We start from the raw sequence: 20,193 nt of genomic DNA, 5'->3' as shown, positions 1-20,193 counted from the left end.
AAAATGGCGGCGGGCCTGCCGTTTTCCGACAGTACCGCCGCCATCGACGTACCTCGACCGACTACTTCGGGGTCACTCCGATCAACGGAGCGAGCTGCGACGCGATCGGGTTCAGGTTCAGCTTGTCCGGATCGACCTTGGGGATGTCGTCCCACGGCTGCGGGATCTCCGGATCGGCGAACACGATGCGGTTCGCGCTACGAACACCCGTCACGCTGCCCTGCGGGGTCGTGCAGTTCGCCTCGAGGTTCAGCGGGTAGTTCTCCTCGGTGAGATCGAAATTGGGGTTCTTGGCCTTCTCCTCGTCGAGAATCGCCTGCGAGCCCTCGTATCCGATCGTGCATGGCGGCGGGTTGTTCGTCTCCAGCAACAGGCCCTGATGGATGGTGCCGTCACCGGGAACAAGTGTGCCTGCACCGGACGAGAGAGCGGGCAAGAAGATCAGCAGCGGCTTGAGCGCGAGCGTCTTCGGGGCCGCCAACGAGGTCAGCGCATTGATATTGGCCAGATCCGTGGTCAACGACGGACCGGCCTCAGCGATGAGAGCTCCGATCTGATCGCTGGCAGCGGTGCCGGTGTTTATCAGGCGCCTGATGTCCGGATCGTTGCTGCGCAGCTGCGCGGTCACCGCGTTCAGATCGGTACTGAACTGCCTGATCGCCGACGACTGCTCGGACTGCGTGTCCAACACCGTTCGGCTGTCGCGGATCAACGCCAGCGTCTCCGGAAGTGCCTCGTCAGCCGTTTCGCTCAAAGTCCCGAGCGAATCGACGAGAACCTGAAGGTCCTCGCCCTTGCCGTCGAAGGCCGCTCCCAATTCCTGCACCACCGTCGTCAAGCTCTCCAAGGGGACCGAGCTGACGAGCTGATCGGTGCTGGCGAGCACTTCCTCGATCGGGACCGGAGTCTCGGTGTCCTCGGTCGCGATGACCGAACCCTCTTCCAGATAGGGCCCGGCATCACTCGGTGGCCGCAGATCGACATATTGCTCACCGATCGCCGATCTGTTGGCGACGACAGCCAGCGCCGAGGCCGGAATGTCCGGCCCCCCGTCGTTGAGCATGAGCCGGACGTTCACGCCGTCCTGGGTCAGCGACAGCGGCCCGACCGTTCCCACTGGAACGCCCCGATAGGTGACCTCAGCATTGGTGAAGATGCCACCGGAATCGGCAAACCGGACGTCGACGGCGTACTGGCCGAAACCGAGCAGATTGTCGATGCGGACATACTTGCCGCCGACGTACAGGATGCCGAAGACGGCGACCAATACGAACGCGATGAGCTGAAATTTGACCAGCCGCGATCTCACAGCCCACCTCCGAGTTGTTCGATCAGATCGTTCAGTGGCGCGAACGGCGTCGGTGGGGCGGCTGCCGCATCGACCAGCTCATTGTCCGGCTCCGTCCCAGGGGCCACAGGGACGCCGGGCGCAGGCGTCGGGGCCGGAATGATCGGCGGGAGGGGCAGCAGCGAAATGGTCGGCCACCCCGGGCGTGGCCCGTTGCCGTTGTAGTAGGGGTTCGCCGGATCTACCAACGGAATACGGGGCCCGAACTTCGGCTGGATGTAGACCGGATCGCCCTCGCCCACACCGAAGTTGCGCAACGCGGTTCCGATCGACAGATCGAGCGAAAGGTACAGGTTCGCGGAGTTGCCCTGAATGACCTTTTCGACGCCATCCGGGAACGGCAGCGTCAGAACCAGTGGCAACGAGGTGACGATGTCGTCGCCCGAAGCCGCAAGCGCCTGCAGCGTGGGCCGCAGAGCGCGAAGGTCCGCGATCAAGTCGTCCCGGGACTGGTTGATGACATCGGTTCCCACTGCACCGAGTCGGTCGAGCTGGCCGAGCATGGCGGTCAGCTGCGGCCGCTGCTGCTCGAGCACCTCGGTCGCGATGGGGAGATCCTGGAGGACGCGATCGATCTTGTCTGTCTGTGCACTGACCTGGGTGGTCAGCACGTCGAGACCGTCGAGAGCCCGCGTGATGTCCTCACGCTGCTGCTCGAGCCCGGTGATCAACGTGTTGGCTTCCTCGAGCAGCTGACGCGTCGTACCCTCGCGACCGTCGAAGGCTGCGTTGAGCTCCTTGACGATGGGAGCCAACTGACCCACGCCGCCGCCGTTGAGCAGCAGCGACAACGCACCGAGAACCTGCTCGATATTGGTGGTGGCCGATGTGCGAGCCAGCGGAATCGTGTCACCGTCGGTGAGCTTCTCCGGATCAGCGTCGCCAGCGGGAACGGTCAGCTGAACGAACTTCTCACCGAGAATGTTCGTCTGCTCGATCCCCGCGATTGCGTTGGCGGGCAGATCGACCGAATCGTTCATGATCACACCGACATTCGCCGTCCACTCATTGTCCGCGACGGAGATCGAATCGACCCGCCCGACCTCAACTCCGTCGACCTTGACCGTCGACTGAGGCACCAGGTCCAACACGTCCTCGAACTGAATGGTCAGGCGCATCGGGTTGTCGCCGAGGTCGGCACCACCGGGAAGCGGGATGGCGTAGATGCCCTGCGAGCACGAGGCGACGGACAACGTCACCAGGGACGCACCGACGATCGCCACGAGCGGACGCTTGACCTGCCGTGCTGCACGCGATGACCGTTCACTCGGTGACGATGCACCCGAGGAAGATCCCCAGAACGACGGTGTCCTCAGCGGGTTCACTGTCCCCCTCCAATCGATTCTTGCAGACCAGGCATGTTGTTGTTCTCGGCCAGCCGCTCCGAGACAACACCAGGAACGGTCCCCGGCACGACATTGCCCTGTTGTGTCTCGTTGGTGAGAACGCCGAACGGAAGGACCAGATTCGACTCCCGTACCGGCCCCTGAACCAACGTCGCGAACTCGTTGCAGCGATCGATGACGGGCTGAATCTGCGCGCCGAGTTGTTCGAATCGCGGATCACCCGGGACCAGCTTGCCGAGATCGATCAGGCGACACACGATGCCGAGCGGATCCTGGGTCTCGTCCTGCAGGTTCGCGCGGGTCGCGAGCGTGCCGGATTCGGCGTCGTACGAGTTGACCAGGTTGCTGATGGCGAGCGGAAGAATCGTCAGTGTCTCGACCAGATTCTCTCTGCCGTCGGCGAGCGTCTGAGTCGGTTGAACCAGTCCGTCGGCCGCCTGCACCAACTGATCCCGGTTGTCAGCCACGAACTTTGCGACATCGCCCAGCGATATCGACAGCTGATTCAGCGCTACCCCGAGATCGTCGCGCTCACCGTTGAGGAAGCTCGTGAGATTGCTTAGCTGGTTGTTGAACTGGCGTACCTGCTGATCGTTGGCCGCGAGAGCCGAGACGAAAACCTGCAGGTTCTTGACGGTGTCGAACAGATCCCCGCGAGAATCGCTGAGCGTGCGCGAGGCATCGGAGAGCTGCGTGATCGTCTCTCCCAAAGCCGCGCCGTTGCCCTCGAGATTCGCCGCCCCGGTGTTGACCAGATCGGTCAGCGCACCGTTCGCGTTCGCGCCGTCCGGCCCGAGCGCCATGGACAACTCGTCGATGCTTGCGTAGATCTGATCCACCTCGACGGGGGTCGCGGTGCGTTCCCGTGGGATCACCGCACCATCGGCCATCGTGTCGCCACCGGAGTAGGCGGGGGCGAGCTGAACGTATCGATCGGACACCAGGGACGGCGTTATCTGCACGGCCTTAGCATCGGCTGGGATGTCGATGCCCCGATCGACCCGAAGTTTGACCTCGACCTGATCGCCCTGCGGGACCACCGAGGTGACCGAACCGACCTGCACGCCGAGCACACGCACGTTCGAGCCTTCGTAGATACCGACCGACTTGTCGAAGTAGGCGGTGATCTCGGTTGTTCCGGCACGGTTGAACAGCCACCAGAGACCGCCGGCGACGATGAGCGCAGCCACCACGACACCTGCGATGACGGCGCGCGAGCCGCCCGTCTTCTTCACGTTGTCTCCGCTGTCGGTCGTCAGTTGGTTGTCACTCATCAGTTGGCTCCCACATCTTGCACGGGATTGCGCAGGTCCTGAGCCGGCTCGCGGTACCCCGGAATCAGCGGCAGGCCAGGAGGCGCCAGGTTGGCCAGCGTGATGTCGAGCCAACGCCCGTTTCCGACGACGTTTGCGTACAGGCGGACGAACGGCGCATAGAGTTCGATGCCGCGCACGAGGGCGTCGTTGTTCTCGTTGAGAATGTCGATCACACCGTTGAGCTGCTGCAGCATCGGCGTGATCTGCTCTTCGTTGTCACGAACCAGACCGGTCAATTGCTGAGACAACCGCTGCACACCTGTCAGCAGCTGCGATATCGACTGCTGACGATTGTTGAGTTCCTCCAACAGCGGACCTGCGTCGGCGATGAGGCGATTGAACTCCTGGTTCCGGTCCGCGAGGACGCGCGAGGTCGCGCCGGTGGCCTCGAACAGCTGCTGCAGCTCGGTGTCGCGGCTCGCGATGGTCTGTGACAACCTGCTCACCCCATCCAGCGACGCGCGAATATCTGCGGGTGTTTCCGAGAACGCCTGCGAGAGCGTCTCGAAGCTCGACGCCAACTGATCGGTGTCGATATCGGTGATGGTCGAGGCGGCATCACTGAACGCGTCGATCACGTCGTACGGCGAGGTGGTGCGCTCGAGTGGGATCGGATCCTTGGGACGGAGCACTTCGTCGCCGCGCGGCTCGATGGCCAGATACTTCTGGCCGAGAAGCGTCTTGATCTGGATCGACGCCGACGAGTTGTTGCCAACCCAGGCATCCTTCACGCGAAAGGCGACGTCGACCTTGTCGCCATCGAGCTCGACCGAATCGACGACGCCGACTTTGACTCCGGCGATACGCACTTCGTTGCCGGGTTCGAGGCCCGCAGCTTCCTGGAAGTGCGCTGTGTAGTTCGATGCAGCTCCCAGAATCGGGAGCCGCTCCAACGAGAACACTGCCATCGTCGCGAGCAACACGATCATGATTCCCAAGGCGCCTGCCACCATCGGGCTACGCTTGTTCATTCTTGGATCCCCCCAGCTTTGCAACGCTCCGCCGAGTTCGTGTACAGCGGCTGATTCACAGTCGGGAGCCCCGTCGGAAGATTGAGATTCGGTGACGTGCCCGGACCGGCCTTGATGTCGAGCCCGCAGAGGTAGAACGTGAACCACGAACCCTGCTGTGCGGTACGAATCAGCTTGTCGAGCTTCTTCGGCAAGGTCTGGACTACCTTCGTGAGGTCGTCCTCTCGCGCGTTGAGTGTCGTGGCCAGCGTATTCAGGGCCGCGACCGAACCTTGGATCGACGGCCGAGTGGGCTCGAGCAGACCTGCGGTGGCGTCGGTGAGTCCGGCGAGCGAGGTGACCGCCGAGCCGACGACATCACGATCAGCGGACAAGCCCGAGACCAGTTGCTGAGTGTTGACGATGAGCGAATCCAATTGGTCGTCGTTCTGGTTGACCGTGTCCAGCACCGTGTTCAGATTGGTGATGACCGCCCCGATCACGGCGTCCTTGTCCGCCACCGTGTTGGTGAGACTGGATGTACTGCGCACGAGTTCGGAAATGGTGCCTGACTGCCCCTGGAAGACCTGGATGATCTGGTAGGAGAGCTTGTTGACATCGTCGGCGCTCAGCATCTGGAACAACGGCCGGAAGCCATTGAACAAAGTGGTGAGGTTGACCGCCGGGTTGGTCTGCGACAGCGGGATCGTGTCGCCGGGGTTGAGCTTGCCGCCCTGATCCCCGGCACCCTGCTCGATGTCGATGTAACGCTGACCGACAAGGTTGCGGAACCGCAGGTTCGCGGTCACCGTCGACGGCAGCCAGTCGCGGCCGTCTACCGAGAACTCGACCTTCGCTTCGCGCTCGTTGACGATTTCGATCGACTTCACATCTCCAACGCGGACGCCGGCAATGCGCACCTCGTCGCCCTTCTGCAGGAGCGTGACGTCACTGAAGATCGCACTGTAGTTGTTTCCGCCGCCTCCGCTGATGTTGGCGATCGAGAACGCCAACATTGCCGTGGCGAGAATGGTCACCACTGCGAACACGACCAGTTTGACGAGCGGCGCAAGAAGTCCCCTCATTTGATTGTCACCTCCACCCCTCTAAGCGCCGGCGCTCCCGCCGATGTCACCCACGACGGAACCTCTGTCGGAGATGTTCCAGTTGCCTGGCCGTAGATCACGGCCAGCGTGTCACGTTCGAAGTCCGAGCCCTCGTAGCTCGCCGGGGCCGCGCCACCGGGCGCACCCACCAGTGACCCGGGAATTGCTGAGTACTGCGGCGCCGGAAGCTCAGGGATGTCCTGCGGACCGGGGTTGCGCGAGGGAACCTGGTAGGAGCCGTCGTTGGGCGAGCCTCCCGGGTACTGCGGGAAGAACTCCCCCGCCTCGGTGTCGGCCGGTGTGTAGCAACGCGGTCCACGATCGTCGAAGAGCCTCGGCTCGTCCTGGTTGGGCAGGTAACGGCCCTTGGGGTTGACCACCGGTATGTGTACGTTGATGCCTCGGTATTCGTCGCCGACACCGATGACCGTCTGAGCGCGTTCGACGATGGGGACGAACTGCGAGAACGTGCACCCGAACGACGGCGAATACTGTGCCAGCAGCTCGAGCGCCTCACGGGAATCGGCCGAGATTCGAATCAGGTTGTCCGCGTTGGCCTCCAAGAAGTCCGCCGTCGACGCACTCGTCGCCGTGAGCGAGCCGATCAACGTATCGACCGCCGGACGCTGCTCCACGAAGGTGTTGCCCGTGACCGACAGATTGTCCAACGCATCGATCAACTGCGGCCCCGCATCGGCGTAGGTCTGCGAGAAGTCCGCGAGACCGCGCAACCCCTGCTGAATGTTCGGCAACTCGGTGTTCAGGCCGGCGAAGATGTTCTCGAGCCGATCGATCGTCAACCCCAACTCCGCGCCGCGACCGTCGAGACCCTGGGAGAGCGCGCCGAGCGTGTTCGCCAGATCCTGCGGCGGAATCGCTTCGAGCAACGGCAACAGATTGTCCAGCAACTGACCGACCTCGATCGCGTTGCCACTGACATCCTGTTGCAGCACGGTGCCGTCGACGACCGGCGACGCAGAGTTCTTCTCCGGCACCATCAATGCGACGTATCGCTCACCGAACAACGTCTTCGGCAGCAACCGGGCGGTGGTGTTGGACGGAATCATCTCCGCCTTGTCCGGATCGATCGCCATCCGCGCGGTCACCACACCGTCGACCGCCGAGGTCGAGCGAACCTCGCCCACGATCAGACCGCGAACCTTCACATCGGCGTTCAGCGGCAACGCATTACCCACCGAATCGGTGATCAGATCCACACTGACCACCTCTTTGAACGTCTTGTTGTAACTGGTGATCGACCAACCCAGAAAGAGGATCAAGACCAAAAAGAACGCAAGGCCCAGTAGCAGTCGTCGCAAACGCGACGTCGAGTCGATCATCCCGCAACCCTGACTGTGGTGGTGGTTCCCCAGATCGCGAGACTGAGGAAGAAGTCCAGAACCGCAATCGTGACGATGGCAGTTCGCACGGCGCGACCCACTGCCACGCCCACGCCCGCGGGTCCGCCCGACGCGTGAAACCCGTAGTAGCAGTGAATCATGATGAGAACGAAGGCGAAGATCAGCACCTTCAGGAACGAGTAGAGGACGTCCTCGGGGGGCAGGAACAGATTGAAGTAGTGATCGTACGAGCCCCCCGATTGACCATTGAAGATGGTACTGATTCCGCGGGAGGCGATATACGACGCCAGCAGACCCACGATGTACAGCGGGATGACAGCGACGAAGCCAGCGATCATGCGCGTGGTGACCAAGAACGGCACACTCGGGACGGCCATCACCTCGAGTGCGTCGATCTCCTCGGAAATTCGCATGGCGCCGAGTTGGGCGGTGAACCCTGCGCCTACGGTCGCCGACAGCGCCAGACCGGCGACGATGGGCGCGATCTCTCGGGTGTTGATGTACGCGGACAGGAAGCCGGTGAGCACCGAGCTACCGAGCTGTTCGAGTGCGGCGTAGCCCTGCAGACCGACGACCACACCGGTGGCACCGGACATCATCACGATCACGCCGATGGTGCCACCGATGATGGCCAGTGCGCCCGTGCCGAAGGTGACCTCAGCGAGCAGTCGCAGAACTTCCTTCTTGTAATGGACCAGGGTGCGCGGGACCCAGCCGATGGCGCGCACGTAGAACGACATCTGCTCGCCGGCACTGTCGAGAATGTTCAGTGGCGCGCTCGCAACGCGTTTTGCGCGCAGGAGAGTACGGTCGCCACGACCTTTGGCGATGGTCATTGCGGTCAGCTTCCTCTCGCGGGCACGACCTGGAGGTACACCAGGGTGAGAATGAGATTCGCGAAGAACAGCAGCAGGAAGGTGATGACCACCGTCTGATTCACTGCCTCGCCGACGCCCTTGGGCCCAGGGTTGGGGTTGAGCCCCTTGTAGCAGGCGATGATTCCGGCGATGACACCGAAGATTGCGGCCTTGAGCTCCGCTACATACAGGTCCGGCAGCTGCGCCAGTGCGGAGAACGACGCGAGGTAGGCGCCGGGTGTTCCGCCCTGGAGGATGATGTTGAAGAAGTAGCCGCCGGTGATGCCGACAACTGAGACGAGTCCGTTGAGGAGCACCGCAACCAGAATCATCGCCAGCACGCGGGGCACGACGAGCCGGTGCACCGGATCGATGCCCAGCACCCGCATGGCGTCGATTTCCTCGCGGATGGTGCGTGAGCCCAGGTCGGCAGTCACCGCGGATCCAGCAGCTCCTGCGATAAGGAGCGCCGTCACGATGGGACTGCCCTGCTGGATGACGGCGAGCACGCTGGCCGCGCCAGTGAACGATTCCGCGCCGAGCTGCTTGATCAGCGAACCGGTCTGTAGCGACACCACTGCACCGAACGGAATGGCCACGAGAGCCGTCGGGAGGATAGTGACGCTGGCGATGAACCAGGCCTGCTCGATGAACTCACGAAATTGGAACGGTCGCCTGAACGTGGCTCGCACGACGTCCATGAACAGTTCGACGATGTTTCCGGCTTGCGTCAGTGCGGCGCCCGCCGGAGCGAGAGCTGATTTCTTGGAACCACCCATAATCCTTACTGTCCCCGCCCTTGCGCAGGGCCCTGGCCCTGGCCCTGATCGCGGTGTCCGGCTTCGTACCCCGAATTGTCGTAGCCGGTCTGGTCGTATCCCGAACTCGCGTAGCCCGCCTCGTCGTATCCCGAGTTGGCGTAGCCGGTGTTGTCGTAGCCGGTGTTGTCGTAGCCGGTGTTCTCAGGCGCCGCGTTCTCGTAGCCCGCGGCCTCGTACGAGTGGCTGCCCGCTTCGCTGTAGGCGGGAGTCGGCTGCCCCGGGTCGGTGTTGTCGAGGCTCTCCTGAATGGCCACCTGCGCGCTGTGCGGCAACGTGTGCATGATCTGGCGCACCCTTTCCTGGCGACGTCCGACCGCCTGACGCACCGGCATGCCGGGCGTTGCCTTCATCTGGGGAACGATGCCTTCGACGTCTTCGACACCACCGGCGTGGTGCCCGGCATCGACCATCGCCTGCTCCTGCGCCATCTGCGCCTCGTCCTTCTCCTCCGACATGCCGATCGGCCCGATCATCGTGCCGTTCAGGAACTGCTTGACAACCGGCTCGTCGCTGGTGAGCAGAACTTCACGCGGACCGAACATCACCAGTTGGCGCCGGAACAGCATTCCGATGTTGTCCGGAACCGTTCGGGCGAGGTTGATGTTGTGCGAGACGATGAGAATGGTCGCATCGATTTCGGCGTTGATGTCGATCAGCGTCTGCGAGATGTAGGTGGTGCGAACGGGATCGAGTCCCGAGTCGGGCTCGTCGACGAGGATGATCTCGGGATCGAGCACCAGCGCGCGGGCCAGGCCTGCGCGCTTGCGCATACCGCCGGAGATCTCGCCGGGTAGCTTTTCCTCAGCACCGATCAGACCGGTCAGCTCGAGCTTCTCCATGACAATCTTGCGAATGTCCGACTCGGACTTCTTGGTGTGCTCGCGAAGTGGGAACGCGACGTTGTCGTAGAGATTCATGGAACCGAACAACGCGCCGTCCTGGAACAGCACTCCGAACAGCTTGCGGATCTCGTACAGATCGCGTGACGAGCACTGCAGGATGTCGGTTCCGTCGACGAAGATCTTGCCCTGCTCGGGCCGCAACAGTCCGATCAGTGACTTGAGGAACACAGACTTTCCCGTGCCCGACGGTCCCAGCAACGCGCTGACCTCACCGGACGGCAGCGTCAAGGAAACGTCCTGCCAAATCTTCTGTACACCGAAAGACTTGGTCAATCCCTCGACCGAAACCTCGACTCCCACTCTGACCTCCACAGTTCGTACACATCGACCCGGATGTGGGTTGGGTCACTCTATCGCACGTGAGTGTCCCCACCGACACTGGAGCTTACTGCCCGGTAAGAACTTCTCCGAGTCGGGCTTCGATCCCCGGAACAGTGTGTCTCATCTCACCGCGACACGCTCGAGACTCGCCCGATTTGTGAACAATTCCAATTCGCGATGTTTGTGTCGTCGCACAGTTCGATCGACAAGAGACAGGGAAAGAACACAGAACAGACAAAGACGAAGGGCCACCCCCTTGTCGGGGATGGCCCTTCGTACGAGCTCCGGCAATGACTACTTGACGGTGATCTTCGCGCCGGCTGCTTCCAGCTTCTCCTTGGCAGCCTCGGCTGCGTCCTTGGCGACCTTCTCCAGGATGGCCTTCGGAGCGCTCTCGACGAGGTCCTTGGCTTCCTTCAGACCCAGTCCGGAGACGACCTCACGGACGACCTTGATGACCTGGATCTTCTTGTCGCCGGCCGACTCGAGGACGACGTCGAACTCGTCCTGCTCTTCGGCAGCCTCAGCCGGAGCACCGGCTGCGCCGGCTGCTGCAACTGCGACGGGAGCGGCTGCGGTGACCTCGAAGGTCTCCTCGAATGCCTTCACGAACTCACTGAGCTCGAGGAGGGTGAGCTCCTTGAACTGGTCGAGCAATTCTTCGGTGCTGAGCTTCGCCATGGTGGCGGGTCCTTCCTATATGTACCGAGTCGCTGATCCGCGACACAGGTTCGGGTGTGGAGCTGTCGCTGTGTGCGGATCAGCTTTCGGCGGGAGCTTCTGCTTCTGCCGGTGCTTCGCTGGCCTTCTTCTCTGCCAACGCTGCGGCCAAACGTGCAACCTGCGATGCGGGAGCATTGAACAAGCCTGCAGCCTTGGACAGGTTGCCCTTCATGGCACCTGCGAGCTTGGCCAACAGGATTTCGCGGGACTCGAGATCGGCGATCTTGTTGATCTCGTCCACGGACAGCGTGACGCCGTCCATGTAGCCGCCCTTGACGACCAAGGCCTTGTTGTCCTTGGCGAACGCCTTGATGGCCTTCGCTGCGTCGACCGGCTCGCCCTTGATGAAGGCAATTGCGGTCGGTCCGACGAACAACTCATCCAAGCCGGTGATGCCGGCGTCGGCAGCAGCGCGCTTGACCAGGGTGTTCTTGGCGACGGAGTACGTGGCACTCTCGCCGAGCGCACGCCGCAGCTGTGTCAGGCCGGATACCGACAGTCCGCGGTATTCCGTGACGACAGCAGCCGTCGAACCCTTGAACTGCTCGGTGATCTCGGAAACTGCCGAAACCTTTTCGGGCTTTGCCATACTTCGCCTCCTCTCGTATGTAGTCGTGTCGGTCGCGATAGGGCCGAAGAAACGACGAACGCCCCGGTGCAGAAGCACACGGGGCGTGAACGAGTACGCAGCTGTAAAGCCAGCTGCACAGCAAGTTCCCTACCTCGTTCTCCTGCGTGGGCCGTCCGGAGCGAATCCGAACCTTCAACCGCGTATCCGTCAGGAGAATCCATCGAGAAGGCGGTGACCAACGGTCTTGGGTAGAACTTGATTGGGCGGTACCGAACTTCGAAGCTCGTTCACACGAGCAACTCATTCCGAACCGTCGACCAGACTACAACAGGTACAACACCAACTCCAAAACGACGCTTGTACGGCCCGAACTACCGACCTCCCGCCAGTGCCGCGTTCGGTTCGGATTCCGGTTCCGATGCAGGAACGCTGCGCGACCCCGGCCACCAGTTGCGGGCCCCGAACAGCTGCATCATCGCGGGCACCAGCATCATCCGCACCAGTATGGCGTCGAAAAGCACGGCAACGGCCAACGCGAAGCCGAACTGCTGCAGTTCGAGTACATCGGCGGTCAAGAAGCTGCCGAACACCGCGATCATGATCGCCGCGGCGGCCGTGATCGGCCTCGCAGTGTGTTCGATCCCGTCCACGATCGCGGCCTCGTTGTCCCGTCCCCTGACGAACACTTCGCGCATCCGTCCGATGAGGAAGACCTCGTAGTCCATCGACAGACCGAACACCACCGCGAACACGGTGACGGGTAGATAGACCTGGATGTACCCGGAACTCTCGAAGCCTAGAAGATCAGAGCCCCAACCCCACTGGAACACTGCCACGGTCAAGCCCAGTGCCGCACCGGTGACGAGAACGTTCATCGCCACCGCCTTGATCGGAATCACCAGGCTGCGGAAGACGAACGCCAGATAGACGAACGAGAACGCCAGCACCGCCGCGATCACCCACAGCAGCTTGCCTGCGATCTCGTCGGAGGCATCGACGACGAGCGCCGTCGTGCCGCCGACGGACGCGTTCGTGCCGTCGATACCGCGCAGGGCATCGGCCTGATCCCGTATGTCCACCACTAGTTCGGAGGCTGCGTTCGAGTCGATCGGCACCGACGGCACCACCACGAGCATGGAGCGTCCGTCTTCCTGCTGCGCCAGTGCATAGGCGACCCGGTCGTCGGAGCGAACGGCGTCCGACAGGCTCGCGACAGTATCGGCTTGTTCGGAGTTCAGCGGTCCGTCGTCGGACCCGGTGAACACCACTGTGATGGGCGAGATCGTCCCGGCTGCGAACTTGTCGGTCAGCACCGCGTTGGCGCGCCCACTGGGTTCGGCGCTCAGTGCACCGCCACCGAGGTCGACGCCGTACTGGATCGAGCCGATCGGAACCATGCAGGCGAGCAATATCAGGGTGGTCAGAGCGGTGTAGCGCCAAGCACGCTTCATCACGTGTCGAGCCCACCGCGACCACCAGGTAGGCACTGTGTCCTCGCCGCTCGCCAGCGGTGGCTGAAATCGCTTCGGGATCGGTACCTTGCCGACGGCAGGACCGAGAATCGCGAGAATCGCCGGCAGAAGCGTCCACGCCACCAGCACGACGCACGACACGGTCAGTGCCACCACGAGCGAAATACTGCGCACTGCAGGAACTTCGACGATGGTCAGGGCACCGAGAGCGATGAGTACTACGAGTCCGGAGATGACAATGGTGTGCCCGGCTGTGCCCATCGCAACCCCGACCGCTCGCTCGATCGATTTTCGGTCCTGCCGCGAGGTAACCGAGTTTCGCACGACTTCTTCACGGAAACGGCTGACGATGAACAAGGCGTAGTCGATTCCGAGCCCCAGCCCGATCATCGACGCGACCGTGGTGACCAGCACGTCGAACGTCATCACGTTCGATAGCAGTGAGAACACCCCGAAGGCGGTGAGCACGCCGATGCCGGTGGAGACGAGCGGAACGATCCCAGCGACCACGGCCCCCAGCGCGACGACGAGCACCGCGAATGCGATGGGCAGGCCGATGCTCTCTGCGCGAAGAGCATCGGCGGATTCCACCCTGGTCAAATCCACCGTCATCGGTGAGTAACCGGTGAGTGCCACCTCGATGCCCTCACCCGATGTGCCCGACAGCAATTCTTGAATGCGCTCGGCCACAGCAACCCGCTCACTCGGGCCACCACCGACGCCGACGAGCGCCACCGCCGACGTGCCGTCCTCGGATAGTTGCGGGATGAGCCCGAATGTCTCGTACGGGTCGACGACGCGAATGACGTCGGGAGACTGCCGCAGCGAGGACACGACCTCGCGAACGCGTTCCCGATACACCGCGTCCGAGGTGGTCGCAGAATCCGAGGTGAACGTGACGACGAGTTGCTCGGACCCGAACGAGCTGAAATGGCGTTCGACCAGCTCGTCCGCTTTGCTCGAATCCGTACCGGGAACCGAGAAGTTGACACCGACGAGACTGTTCTGGAACGACGGGTACATCAGGGCTGATCCCACGGCCAACACCGCCCAGACCGCCAACACGATCCAACGATGCCGTGCGATCAACCGGCCCCATCGGTCACCGACGCCCGTACGGTCGGTGCCCGTCCGCACCGGCGTCGCGGTTACGGTCACGACCCACCACCGGGGATCGTCGACAGATCGCAGTTGTAGATCCGGTAGGTGCGATGTGGTGTGTGCTCGACCCGAGTGAGCACCGAACCCTTCATCCATGGACTGTCATCGAGCACGGGGGCGGCCTCGACCCGCGTGTAGCCACGATCGCGCATCCGCTGTGACAGCTCCATGATCAACAGCGACGCCACCGCCTTGTCCGGGCATTCTGGATCGACGAACAGCATGTCCACCCGGACACCGTCGATCACTGGAGATTTGCCACGACGTTTGACGTGCCACAGCGTGGCAGCCGCTCGCATCCATCTCGACGAGAATCGAGCTGCCCGAGACGCCGCCACGTTCGCATCCGGTATCGCCATCAGGAATCCGACGGGCTTGCCGTGCAGTTCGGCCAGTAGCGTGAGCTTGCGATCGAGGATGGGCAGCATCATCTTCAGCAGTTCGAGGAACTCGACGTACGACAGCGGTGAATATCCCCAGAAGTTCGTGAACGTCTTGTTGTACAGACCCTGCACGATCCGCGCATCGCGTCGCAGCGACCGATATTTCATGGGTCGAAACGTGATTTCCGAACGAGCCCGAATCTTCTCGAAAATCTGCATGTGCCGGGCGTACTCGGGGCGGTTGTAGATCATGCACGGGTCGTCGAACAGGTAGCTGTAGAAGTCCTTGATGCCGACCAGCCCCCACTTCTCGAAGTGGTTCGCGTAGTACGACGGGTTGTGCGGCATTCCGATCAGTGGAAGTTTCGCCACCTCGTCGACGACGATTCCTGCGCTGTAGAACATCGAGGGACCGAAGGGACCCGACATGGAAGCGAGCTTGCGCCCGGAAAGCCACTGCGCGGCAGCGTCGAGCAGACTGTCGGCGACCACCTGATCGTCGATCGCCTCGTAGAAGCCGAAGAATCCGATCGGTTCTGCGGTGTAGCCGGTGAAATTCAGATCGTGGATGGCAACGATTCGGCCGACCGGTTCGTCGTCGGAGTAGGCGACGAACGCGCACGTTCGTCGGGTGGATGCGATGGAGGACGGCGGGTCGATGAGGACACGATCGAGATCGATGGTCTCGTCGGGTAGTCCGAACGGATCGTCTCGGTAGATTCGGTGTGCGACGGTCTTGAAATCGGTCCAGTCACGAGTTGTCTCGACCTGTCGAACTGTTCTCATGCTTCCTCTTCGAGTAAGGGGCCTTCAGCAACTGCAATCGGTGACCGTGCCACCACCGATTGCCCTGCGAACACGTATTGCCCGGGTGTCACGGTGACCTCCTCGACCAATTCGTCGGGGAGGAACACATCGCACTGTGAACCGAAACGGATCATGCCGTACTGCTCGCCACGCGAAACTTCTTGGCCCACTGCAACGTTGGCGACGATGCGGTCGACCCATAGATCGGCTATCTGCGTCACGGTCAGGACCGACCCCGACCGATGAGTGATTGCGATGGTCAGCCGCTCGTTCGTGAGGATGTAATCGCAACCGTCGTCGTACGGGGTGTGGCGAGTGAGCAGGTTTGCTCCCACCCGGGCCATGGACTTGTTGAACGGCGCCGCGGATCGATGCTGCCGGAAGCTGACGATCCCCGCCACCGGAATTCGATTGCGGTGCACCGAATACTCGGACATGTAGATTCCGATGAGGTACCCACTCGCCGAGGAGTTCATACTGGTGAACTCCTCGAGAGGGATCGAACGCCCCTTCTTTGTGGCGTGCGGAATCGCCCCCCGCTCCACGCGTTTGACGTAGGTGACGAACCCGTCGGCCGGCGCGACGACAGCCCTCGTGTCGGCCGGCGGCTCGCGGTGCGGATCCCTGAAGAAGAAGCGAAGACGCCAGTACAAGAACAGCCCGAACAAGCCCGCCAGCACTGCCCCCACACCGACGGCCCACCGGAGCAGAACGTTCACGTGTATCGCCTCTCGTCGACGGACTCGGACCAGCTGACAAAAGCATTCGCCAGCCGATCTCGGATCCGACGAGGAAACAACCCGATCAGCAGGCACACCACATAGAAGCCCAGCGAGAGAACGGCATTGACGAGTTCAGCTCGAATGGGAGTCTCGCGCAGACGCACCGAGGTCGGCTCTCGCGGGGGCACCACGTCACTCGACCGAAACAGGACTGAGAGTCTTCAGCTCCGCCTTGTCGAAGTACAGCTCGAACAGCCGACGGTGGTCACACCACGAGGTGTCGTGATCCAGCGGAAAGATGGCTTCGGGCTTGTGCACGAGGCGCATGAGATTGTCGATATTCTCGGAAAGCATGGTCTTGGCGAACTTCGGGGAAATGCGGTCGCTCACGCGCTGAACGAATTCTTCCCAGCTCACCAGGTCGAGGCCGAGAAGGTCGGCATAGAGATCATGTCCGTAGCCCGTGGGGTTGCTCGGGAGCAGACGCGTCATGGGGTGAGTGCGCAGTGCGTTGCTGGCCATCACCTCGGTGATGACGTCGACCGGAACGTAGTTCATGCCGGGGCCGTCCCAGATCGCTTCCACGGCGATCGCGAGTTCGATGATTCGCCAGAAGCTGTACGCCCGTCCGGGATCGAGGCCGAGGTCGGTCCGGCCGAGAATGTACGGGGCCTCGCACACGGTCACCGAGTAGGTGTCCGTGTGCGAGAGCCATCCGAGCAAGGCCGCGTTCACCCACTTCATCTGGGCGTAGCCGGAATACCACCACGAGTCGGGGCGACGGAAGTCCTCCGGCTTCTGGTACAGGTGTCCCCCGATGCTGCCCACATAGGTGAGGTGCTTGCGGGTGGAGGTGATGCTGAACTCGAGAATCCGCAGGACGCTGACGAACCAGTCTTCACGCAGATCGACGTAGCTCTCGGTGTAGTCGGTGGAACTGGCGCAGTTGAAGATCTGCCCCACCCCCGCCGCCAAATCGAAGTAAGAAGCCTTGTCCAGCCCGAAGCGGAAGGCGGTCGGTGTGCCCTCGACGATCCGGATCTTGCTCGAGTCGACCGTGATCTCGTAGCGGTCGAAAGTACGTTGCAGCCGCTCCTGCGCGGTCTCTTCCTCGGTAGGTCGCACCATCGCCCACACGGTCTCCACGAGTGGATCCGAGGTGAGTCGACCGATCAGGTGAGCCCCCAGAAATCCGTTGGCTCCGAGCACCAATGCAGTGTCCAGCCGCGGCGGCGGCATCGCCGCCACGCGCCGACGTGTCTCCTCGTCGATCTGCGGGCGCAGCGCCGTCGGGTCGCCGGTGCTCAGAGCCACCACATCGGCGTACTTTCCGTTGAAGCGCAGACCCGGACATTCGTTGGTGATCAACGCATCTGCGTGCGGCCACAGCGGTCGCAACGATCCTTCGCGCCACATCTGTTCTACATTCATCCGGTTCCCCCTGCTGCACTTCGTCCGATTGGTCGACGTTCGGGCACAAAATTACAACGGCAATTCCCGCATCCGGACGAGTACTGTGGATCTTTGAGAACCCCCACTGCAAACCCTCGAGTATGTAAAGACGTTTAACAAAGCAGACCGGTTGCAATGATGATGGTCTACAACGCAGATGCTACTGCGGATAACCAGACTCAACCCGAGTCGATAGTCTTGCCTTGCCGGCCAAACAGCGCCTCTGACTGTTCAGTAGAATAGAAGACCCTAATGCATCACCCCTTTTGCACGACATAGTCATCGACACCGATCACCCCAGCTTTCTCGTTGTCCCCCTGCTCGGCGACCCGAGCTGGTAAGAGGGATACATGCAGTCGTGCACCGGCTTCGCGCCGTCCAACGGAATCGAACTCGCCTACGAGGACATGGGCAATCCTGATGACCCGGTCGTCCTGATGATCATGGGCCTGAGCGCCCAGATGACGCTGTGGCCGAGGCAGTTCTGCGAGCGCATTGCCGAGCAGGGATTCCGAGTGATCCGGTTCGACAACCGCGACATCGGACTGTCGACGAAGATGAACGGTCAACGCATCGAGGGGTCCGCACTGCTGCGGCTCCTGCGAACCGAGCTCGGGGCGTCCAGCAGGGTTCCGTACACGCTCAAAGACATGGCCCTCGACGCCAAGGGCCTACTCGACCACCTCGAGATCCGACAGGTCCACGTCGTCGGAGCATCGATGGGCGGGATGATCGCGCAGGTCTTCGCCGGGCTCTACCCCGAGCGCGTTCTCAGCACGGCCGTCATCTTCTCGAGTACCAACGAGGCGTTTCTACCGCCGCCGGATCCGCGGGCGCTGCTCCCGCTCATGAAAGGCCCCGGCCCGGACGCATCGCGCGAAGAAATCGTCGCCCACTCGGCCAACACTCGTCGCATCATCGGCAGCCCGGCGTACCCGACGCCGATGGACGAACTCCTCCTCACCGCGGGCGAGATGTACGACCGCAACTACAACCCCGCAGGGGCGCTGCGTCATATGGCTGCCGTCACCGGCACCGGCAGCCTTCGTCGTATCGCCGCGCAGATCTCGACACCGACCGTCGTCATCCACGGCCTCGCCGACCGACTCATGCGCCCCAGCGGGGGCCGCGCCGTCGCACGTGCAGTCAACGGCTCCACGCTGCACCTCATCGACGGCATGGGCCACGACCTGCCGCGTCAACTGTGGGACGAGATACTCGGAGAACTCGGCTCGAACTTCGCGAGAGTCTGAGCACGAAAGAAGCCGGCCCCCGTGGGGGCCGGCTTCTTTCGATTCGTACGAGGCGAATTACGCTTCCGCACCGTCATCATCGAGGAGGTTGCGCGTGCGGTTCGGGTCGACGGGGACACCTGGTCCGGTCGTCGTCGACACGGTGACCTTCTTGACGTAGCGGCCCTTGGCGGAGGACGGCTTCGCGCGAAGGATCTCATCCAGCGCTGCACCGTAGTTCTCCACCAACTTGGTGTCGTCGAACGATGCCTTGCCGATAACGAAGTGCAGGTTGGACTGCTTGTCGACGCGGAAGTTGATCTTGCCGCCCTTGATATCGGTAACGGCCTTGGTCACATCGTTGGTGACCGTGCCCGTCTTCGGGTTCGGCATCAGGCCACGCGGTCCGAGGACACGTGCGATGCGGCCGACCTTGGCCATCTGGTCAGGGGTGGCGATCGCGGCGTCGAAATCCAGGAAACCGCCCTGGATGCGCTCGATCAGATCTTCTGCACCGACGACGTCGGCTCCTGCTGCCTCTGCTTCAGCAGCCTTCTCACCAGCGGCGAAAACGATGACCCGAGCGGTCTTGCCGGTGCCGTGGGGAAGGTTGACGGTGCCGCGCACCATCTGGTCTGCCTTGCGAGGGTCGACGCCGAGACGAACGGCGACCTCGACGGTCGCGTCGAACTTGCTCGACGCTGTTTCCTTGGCGAGCTTCGCTGCCTGGAGAGGGGTGTACAGATTGTCCGCGTCGATCTTGGCTGCCTGCTCGAGGTAGCCCTTGCTGCGCTTTGCCATGTCTTACTGTCCTTAAATTCGGTTCAGTGTGGTTGACGGGCCTGGCCGGCCCTCCCACGTTCTGTGTCTTCTGGTCGCTCCGCAGGGGTAAATCAGCCTTCGACTGTGATGCCCATCGAACGAGCAGTGCCGGCGATGATCTTCGCGGCCTGGTCGATGTCGTTGGCGTTGAGGTCTTCGGCCTTGGTCTTGGCGATCTCGCGCACCTGATCCATGGTCACCTTGGCGACCTTGGTCTTGTGCGGCTCGCCCGAACCCTTGGCGACACCGGCTGCCTTGAGCAGCAGCTTGGCAGCGGGCGGGGTCTTCAGCTTGAAGTCGAACGTGCGGTCCTCGTAGACCGAGATCTCGACCGGCACGACGTTTCCGCGCTGCGACTCGGTCGCGGCGTTGTACGCCTTGCAGAACTCCATGATGTTGACGCCGTGCTGACCCAATGCGGGGCCGACGGGAGGAGCGGGGTTGGCCGCTCCGGCCTGGATCTGAAGCTTGATGATCCCGGCTAGCTTCTTCTTCTTCGGGGGCATTTCTTTTTCCTTGT

At 62.3% G+C, this 20,193-nt stretch carries 19 protein-coding genes; 1 reads left to right on the top strand and 18 read right to left on the bottom strand.

The genetic code is table 11. The features are described 5' to 3' along the window. Positions 1 to 61: 61 nt before the first annotated feature. The 16 genes from J1M86_RS07380 to J1M86_RS07305 all read right to left on the bottom strand — a co-directional run bounded on the left by J1M86_RS07380 (position 62) and on the right by J1M86_RS07305 (position 17,598). Positions 62 to 1,309 (bottom strand): MlaD family protein, encoded by a 1,248-nt coding sequence (locus tag J1M86_RS07380; protein ID WP_206509372.1) that lies wholly within the window; start codon positions 1,307 to 1,309, stop codon positions 62 to 64. Continuing rightward, a complete protein-coding gene (locus J1M86_RS07375) occupies positions 1,306 to 2,571 on the bottom strand; it encodes an MCE family protein (RefSeq protein WP_206509973.1) in 1,266 nt (421 codons plus the stop codon). The genes J1M86_RS07380 and J1M86_RS07375 overlap by 4 nt, the downstream gene beginning before the upstream one ends. A gap of 98 nt (positions 2,572 to 2,669) precedes the next feature. Then, positions 2,670 to 3,968: an MCE family protein gene (locus tag J1M86_RS07370; protein ID WP_075837616.1), complete on the bottom strand. Its 1,299-nt coding sequence runs from the start codon at positions 3,966 to 3,968 to the stop codon at positions 2,670 to 2,672. After that, a complete protein-coding gene (locus J1M86_RS07365; protein ID WP_206509371.1) occupies positions 3,968 to 4,981 on the bottom strand; it encodes an MCE family protein in 1,014 nt (337 codons plus the stop codon). The genes J1M86_RS07370 and J1M86_RS07365 overlap by 1 nt, the downstream gene beginning before the upstream one ends. Beyond that, positions 4,978 to 6,045, bottom strand: coding sequence for an MCE family protein (locus J1M86_RS07360; protein ID WP_206509370.1), 1,068 nt, complete (start codon positions 6,043 to 6,045; stop codon positions 4,978 to 4,980). The genes J1M86_RS07365 and J1M86_RS07360 overlap by 4 nt, the downstream gene beginning before the upstream one ends. Further along, complete coding sequence (locus J1M86_RS07355) at positions 6,042 to 7,406, bottom strand: MCE family protein (RefSeq protein ID WP_206509369.1); 1,365 nt, start codon at positions 7,404 to 7,406, stop codon at positions 6,042 to 6,044. The genes J1M86_RS07360 and J1M86_RS07355 overlap by 4 nt, the downstream gene beginning before the upstream one ends. Next, complete coding sequence (locus J1M86_RS07350; RefSeq protein ID WP_206509368.1) at positions 7,403 to 8,263, bottom strand: ABC transporter permease; 861 nt, start codon at positions 8,261 to 8,263, stop codon at positions 7,403 to 7,405. Before J1M86_RS07350 ends, J1M86_RS07355 begins: the two co-directional genes overlap by 4 nt. Before the next feature lie 5 nt (positions 8,264 to 8,268). Continuing rightward, entirely contained in the window at positions 8,269 to 9,063 is a 795-nt protein-coding gene (locus tag J1M86_RS07345) for an ABC transporter permease (protein WP_206509367.1), read from the bottom strand. A gap of 5 nt (positions 9,064 to 9,068) precedes the next feature. Further along, the gene (locus J1M86_RS07340) at positions 9,069 to 10,307 is read right to left on the bottom strand and encodes an ATP-binding cassette domain-containing protein (protein ID WP_307786558.1); all 1,239 of its coding nucleotides are present in this window, start codon (positions 10,305 to 10,307) and stop codon (positions 9,069 to 9,071) included. A gap of 315 nt (positions 10,308 to 10,622) precedes the next feature. Beyond that, positions 10,623 to 11,009 carry a 50S ribosomal protein L7/L12 gene (gene rplL, locus J1M86_RS07335; protein ID WP_206509365.1) on the bottom strand — a complete coding sequence of 129 codons (387 nt, stop codon included), beginning with the start codon at positions 11,007 to 11,009 and terminating at the stop codon, positions 10,623 to 10,625. Between the two features lie 79 nt (positions 11,010 to 11,088). Next, entirely contained in the window at positions 11,089 to 11,640 is a 552-nt protein-coding gene (rplJ, locus tag J1M86_RS07330) for a 50S ribosomal protein L10 (RefSeq protein WP_206509364.1), read from the bottom strand. A 353-nt stretch (positions 11,641 to 11,993) separates the two neighbouring features. Beyond that, the gene (locus tag J1M86_RS07325; RefSeq protein WP_307786557.1) at positions 11,994 to 14,252 is read right to left on the bottom strand and encodes an MMPL family transporter; all 2,259 of its coding nucleotides are present in this window, start codon (positions 14,250 to 14,252) and stop codon (positions 11,994 to 11,996) included. Further along, positions 14,249 to 15,424, bottom strand: a complete 1,176-nt coding sequence (locus J1M86_RS07320; protein WP_206509362.1) for a hypothetical protein — start codon at positions 15,422 to 15,424, stop codon at positions 14,249 to 14,251. Before J1M86_RS07320 ends, J1M86_RS07325 begins: the two co-directional genes overlap by 4 nt. Next, complete coding sequence (locus J1M86_RS07315; RefSeq protein WP_307786556.1) at positions 15,421 to 16,164, bottom strand: phosphatidylserine decarboxylase; 744 nt, start codon at positions 16,162 to 16,164, stop codon at positions 15,421 to 15,423. The genes J1M86_RS07320 and J1M86_RS07315 overlap by 4 nt, the downstream gene beginning before the upstream one ends. Further along, entirely contained in the window at positions 16,161 to 16,355 is a 195-nt protein-coding gene (locus tag J1M86_RS07310) for a serine/threonine protein phosphatase (RefSeq protein ID WP_269417461.1), read from the bottom strand. The genes J1M86_RS07315 and J1M86_RS07310 overlap by 4 nt, the downstream gene beginning before the upstream one ends. A 4-nt stretch (positions 16,356 to 16,359) precedes the next feature. Continuing rightward, positions 16,360 to 17,598 carry an SDR family oxidoreductase gene (locus J1M86_RS07305; protein WP_206509361.1) on the bottom strand — a complete coding sequence of 413 codons (1,239 nt, stop codon included), beginning with the start codon at positions 17,596 to 17,598 and terminating at the stop codon, positions 16,360 to 16,362. Positions 17,599 to 17,969: 371 nt separating this feature from the next. Here J1M86_RS07305 and J1M86_RS07300 point away from each other — a divergent pair, with 371 nt between their 5' ends. After that, positions 17,970 to 18,872, top strand: a complete 903-nt coding sequence (locus tag J1M86_RS07300) for an alpha/beta fold hydrolase (RefSeq protein WP_206509360.1) — start codon at positions 17,970 to 17,972, stop codon at positions 18,870 to 18,872. A 57-nt stretch (positions 18,873 to 18,929) separates the two neighbouring features. On the opposite strand, the gene rplA is transcribed toward J1M86_RS07300, so the two are convergent. Continuing rightward, positions 18,930 to 19,652: a 50S ribosomal protein L1 gene (rplA, locus tag J1M86_RS07295; RefSeq protein ID WP_206509359.1), complete on the bottom strand. Its 723-nt coding sequence runs from the start codon at positions 19,650 to 19,652 to the stop codon at positions 18,930 to 18,932. Between the two features lie 92 nt (positions 19,653 to 19,744). Then, on the bottom strand, positions 19,745 to 20,179 hold the full coding sequence (rplK, locus tag J1M86_RS07290) for a 50S ribosomal protein L11 (protein ID WP_075839252.1): 435 nt from the start codon (positions 20,177 to 20,179) through the stop codon (positions 19,745 to 19,747). Between the last annotated feature and the right edge of the window lie 14 nt (positions 20,180 to 20,193).

This window comes from Rhodococcus sp. KRD197 (assembly GCF_017168235.1).
Lineage (GTDB): Bacteria > Actinomycetota > Actinomycetes > Mycobacteriales > Mycobacteriaceae > Rhodococcoides.
Note: the sequence above shows the minus strand (reverse complement) of the source record. Positions and strands in the feature narration are given on the sequence as shown.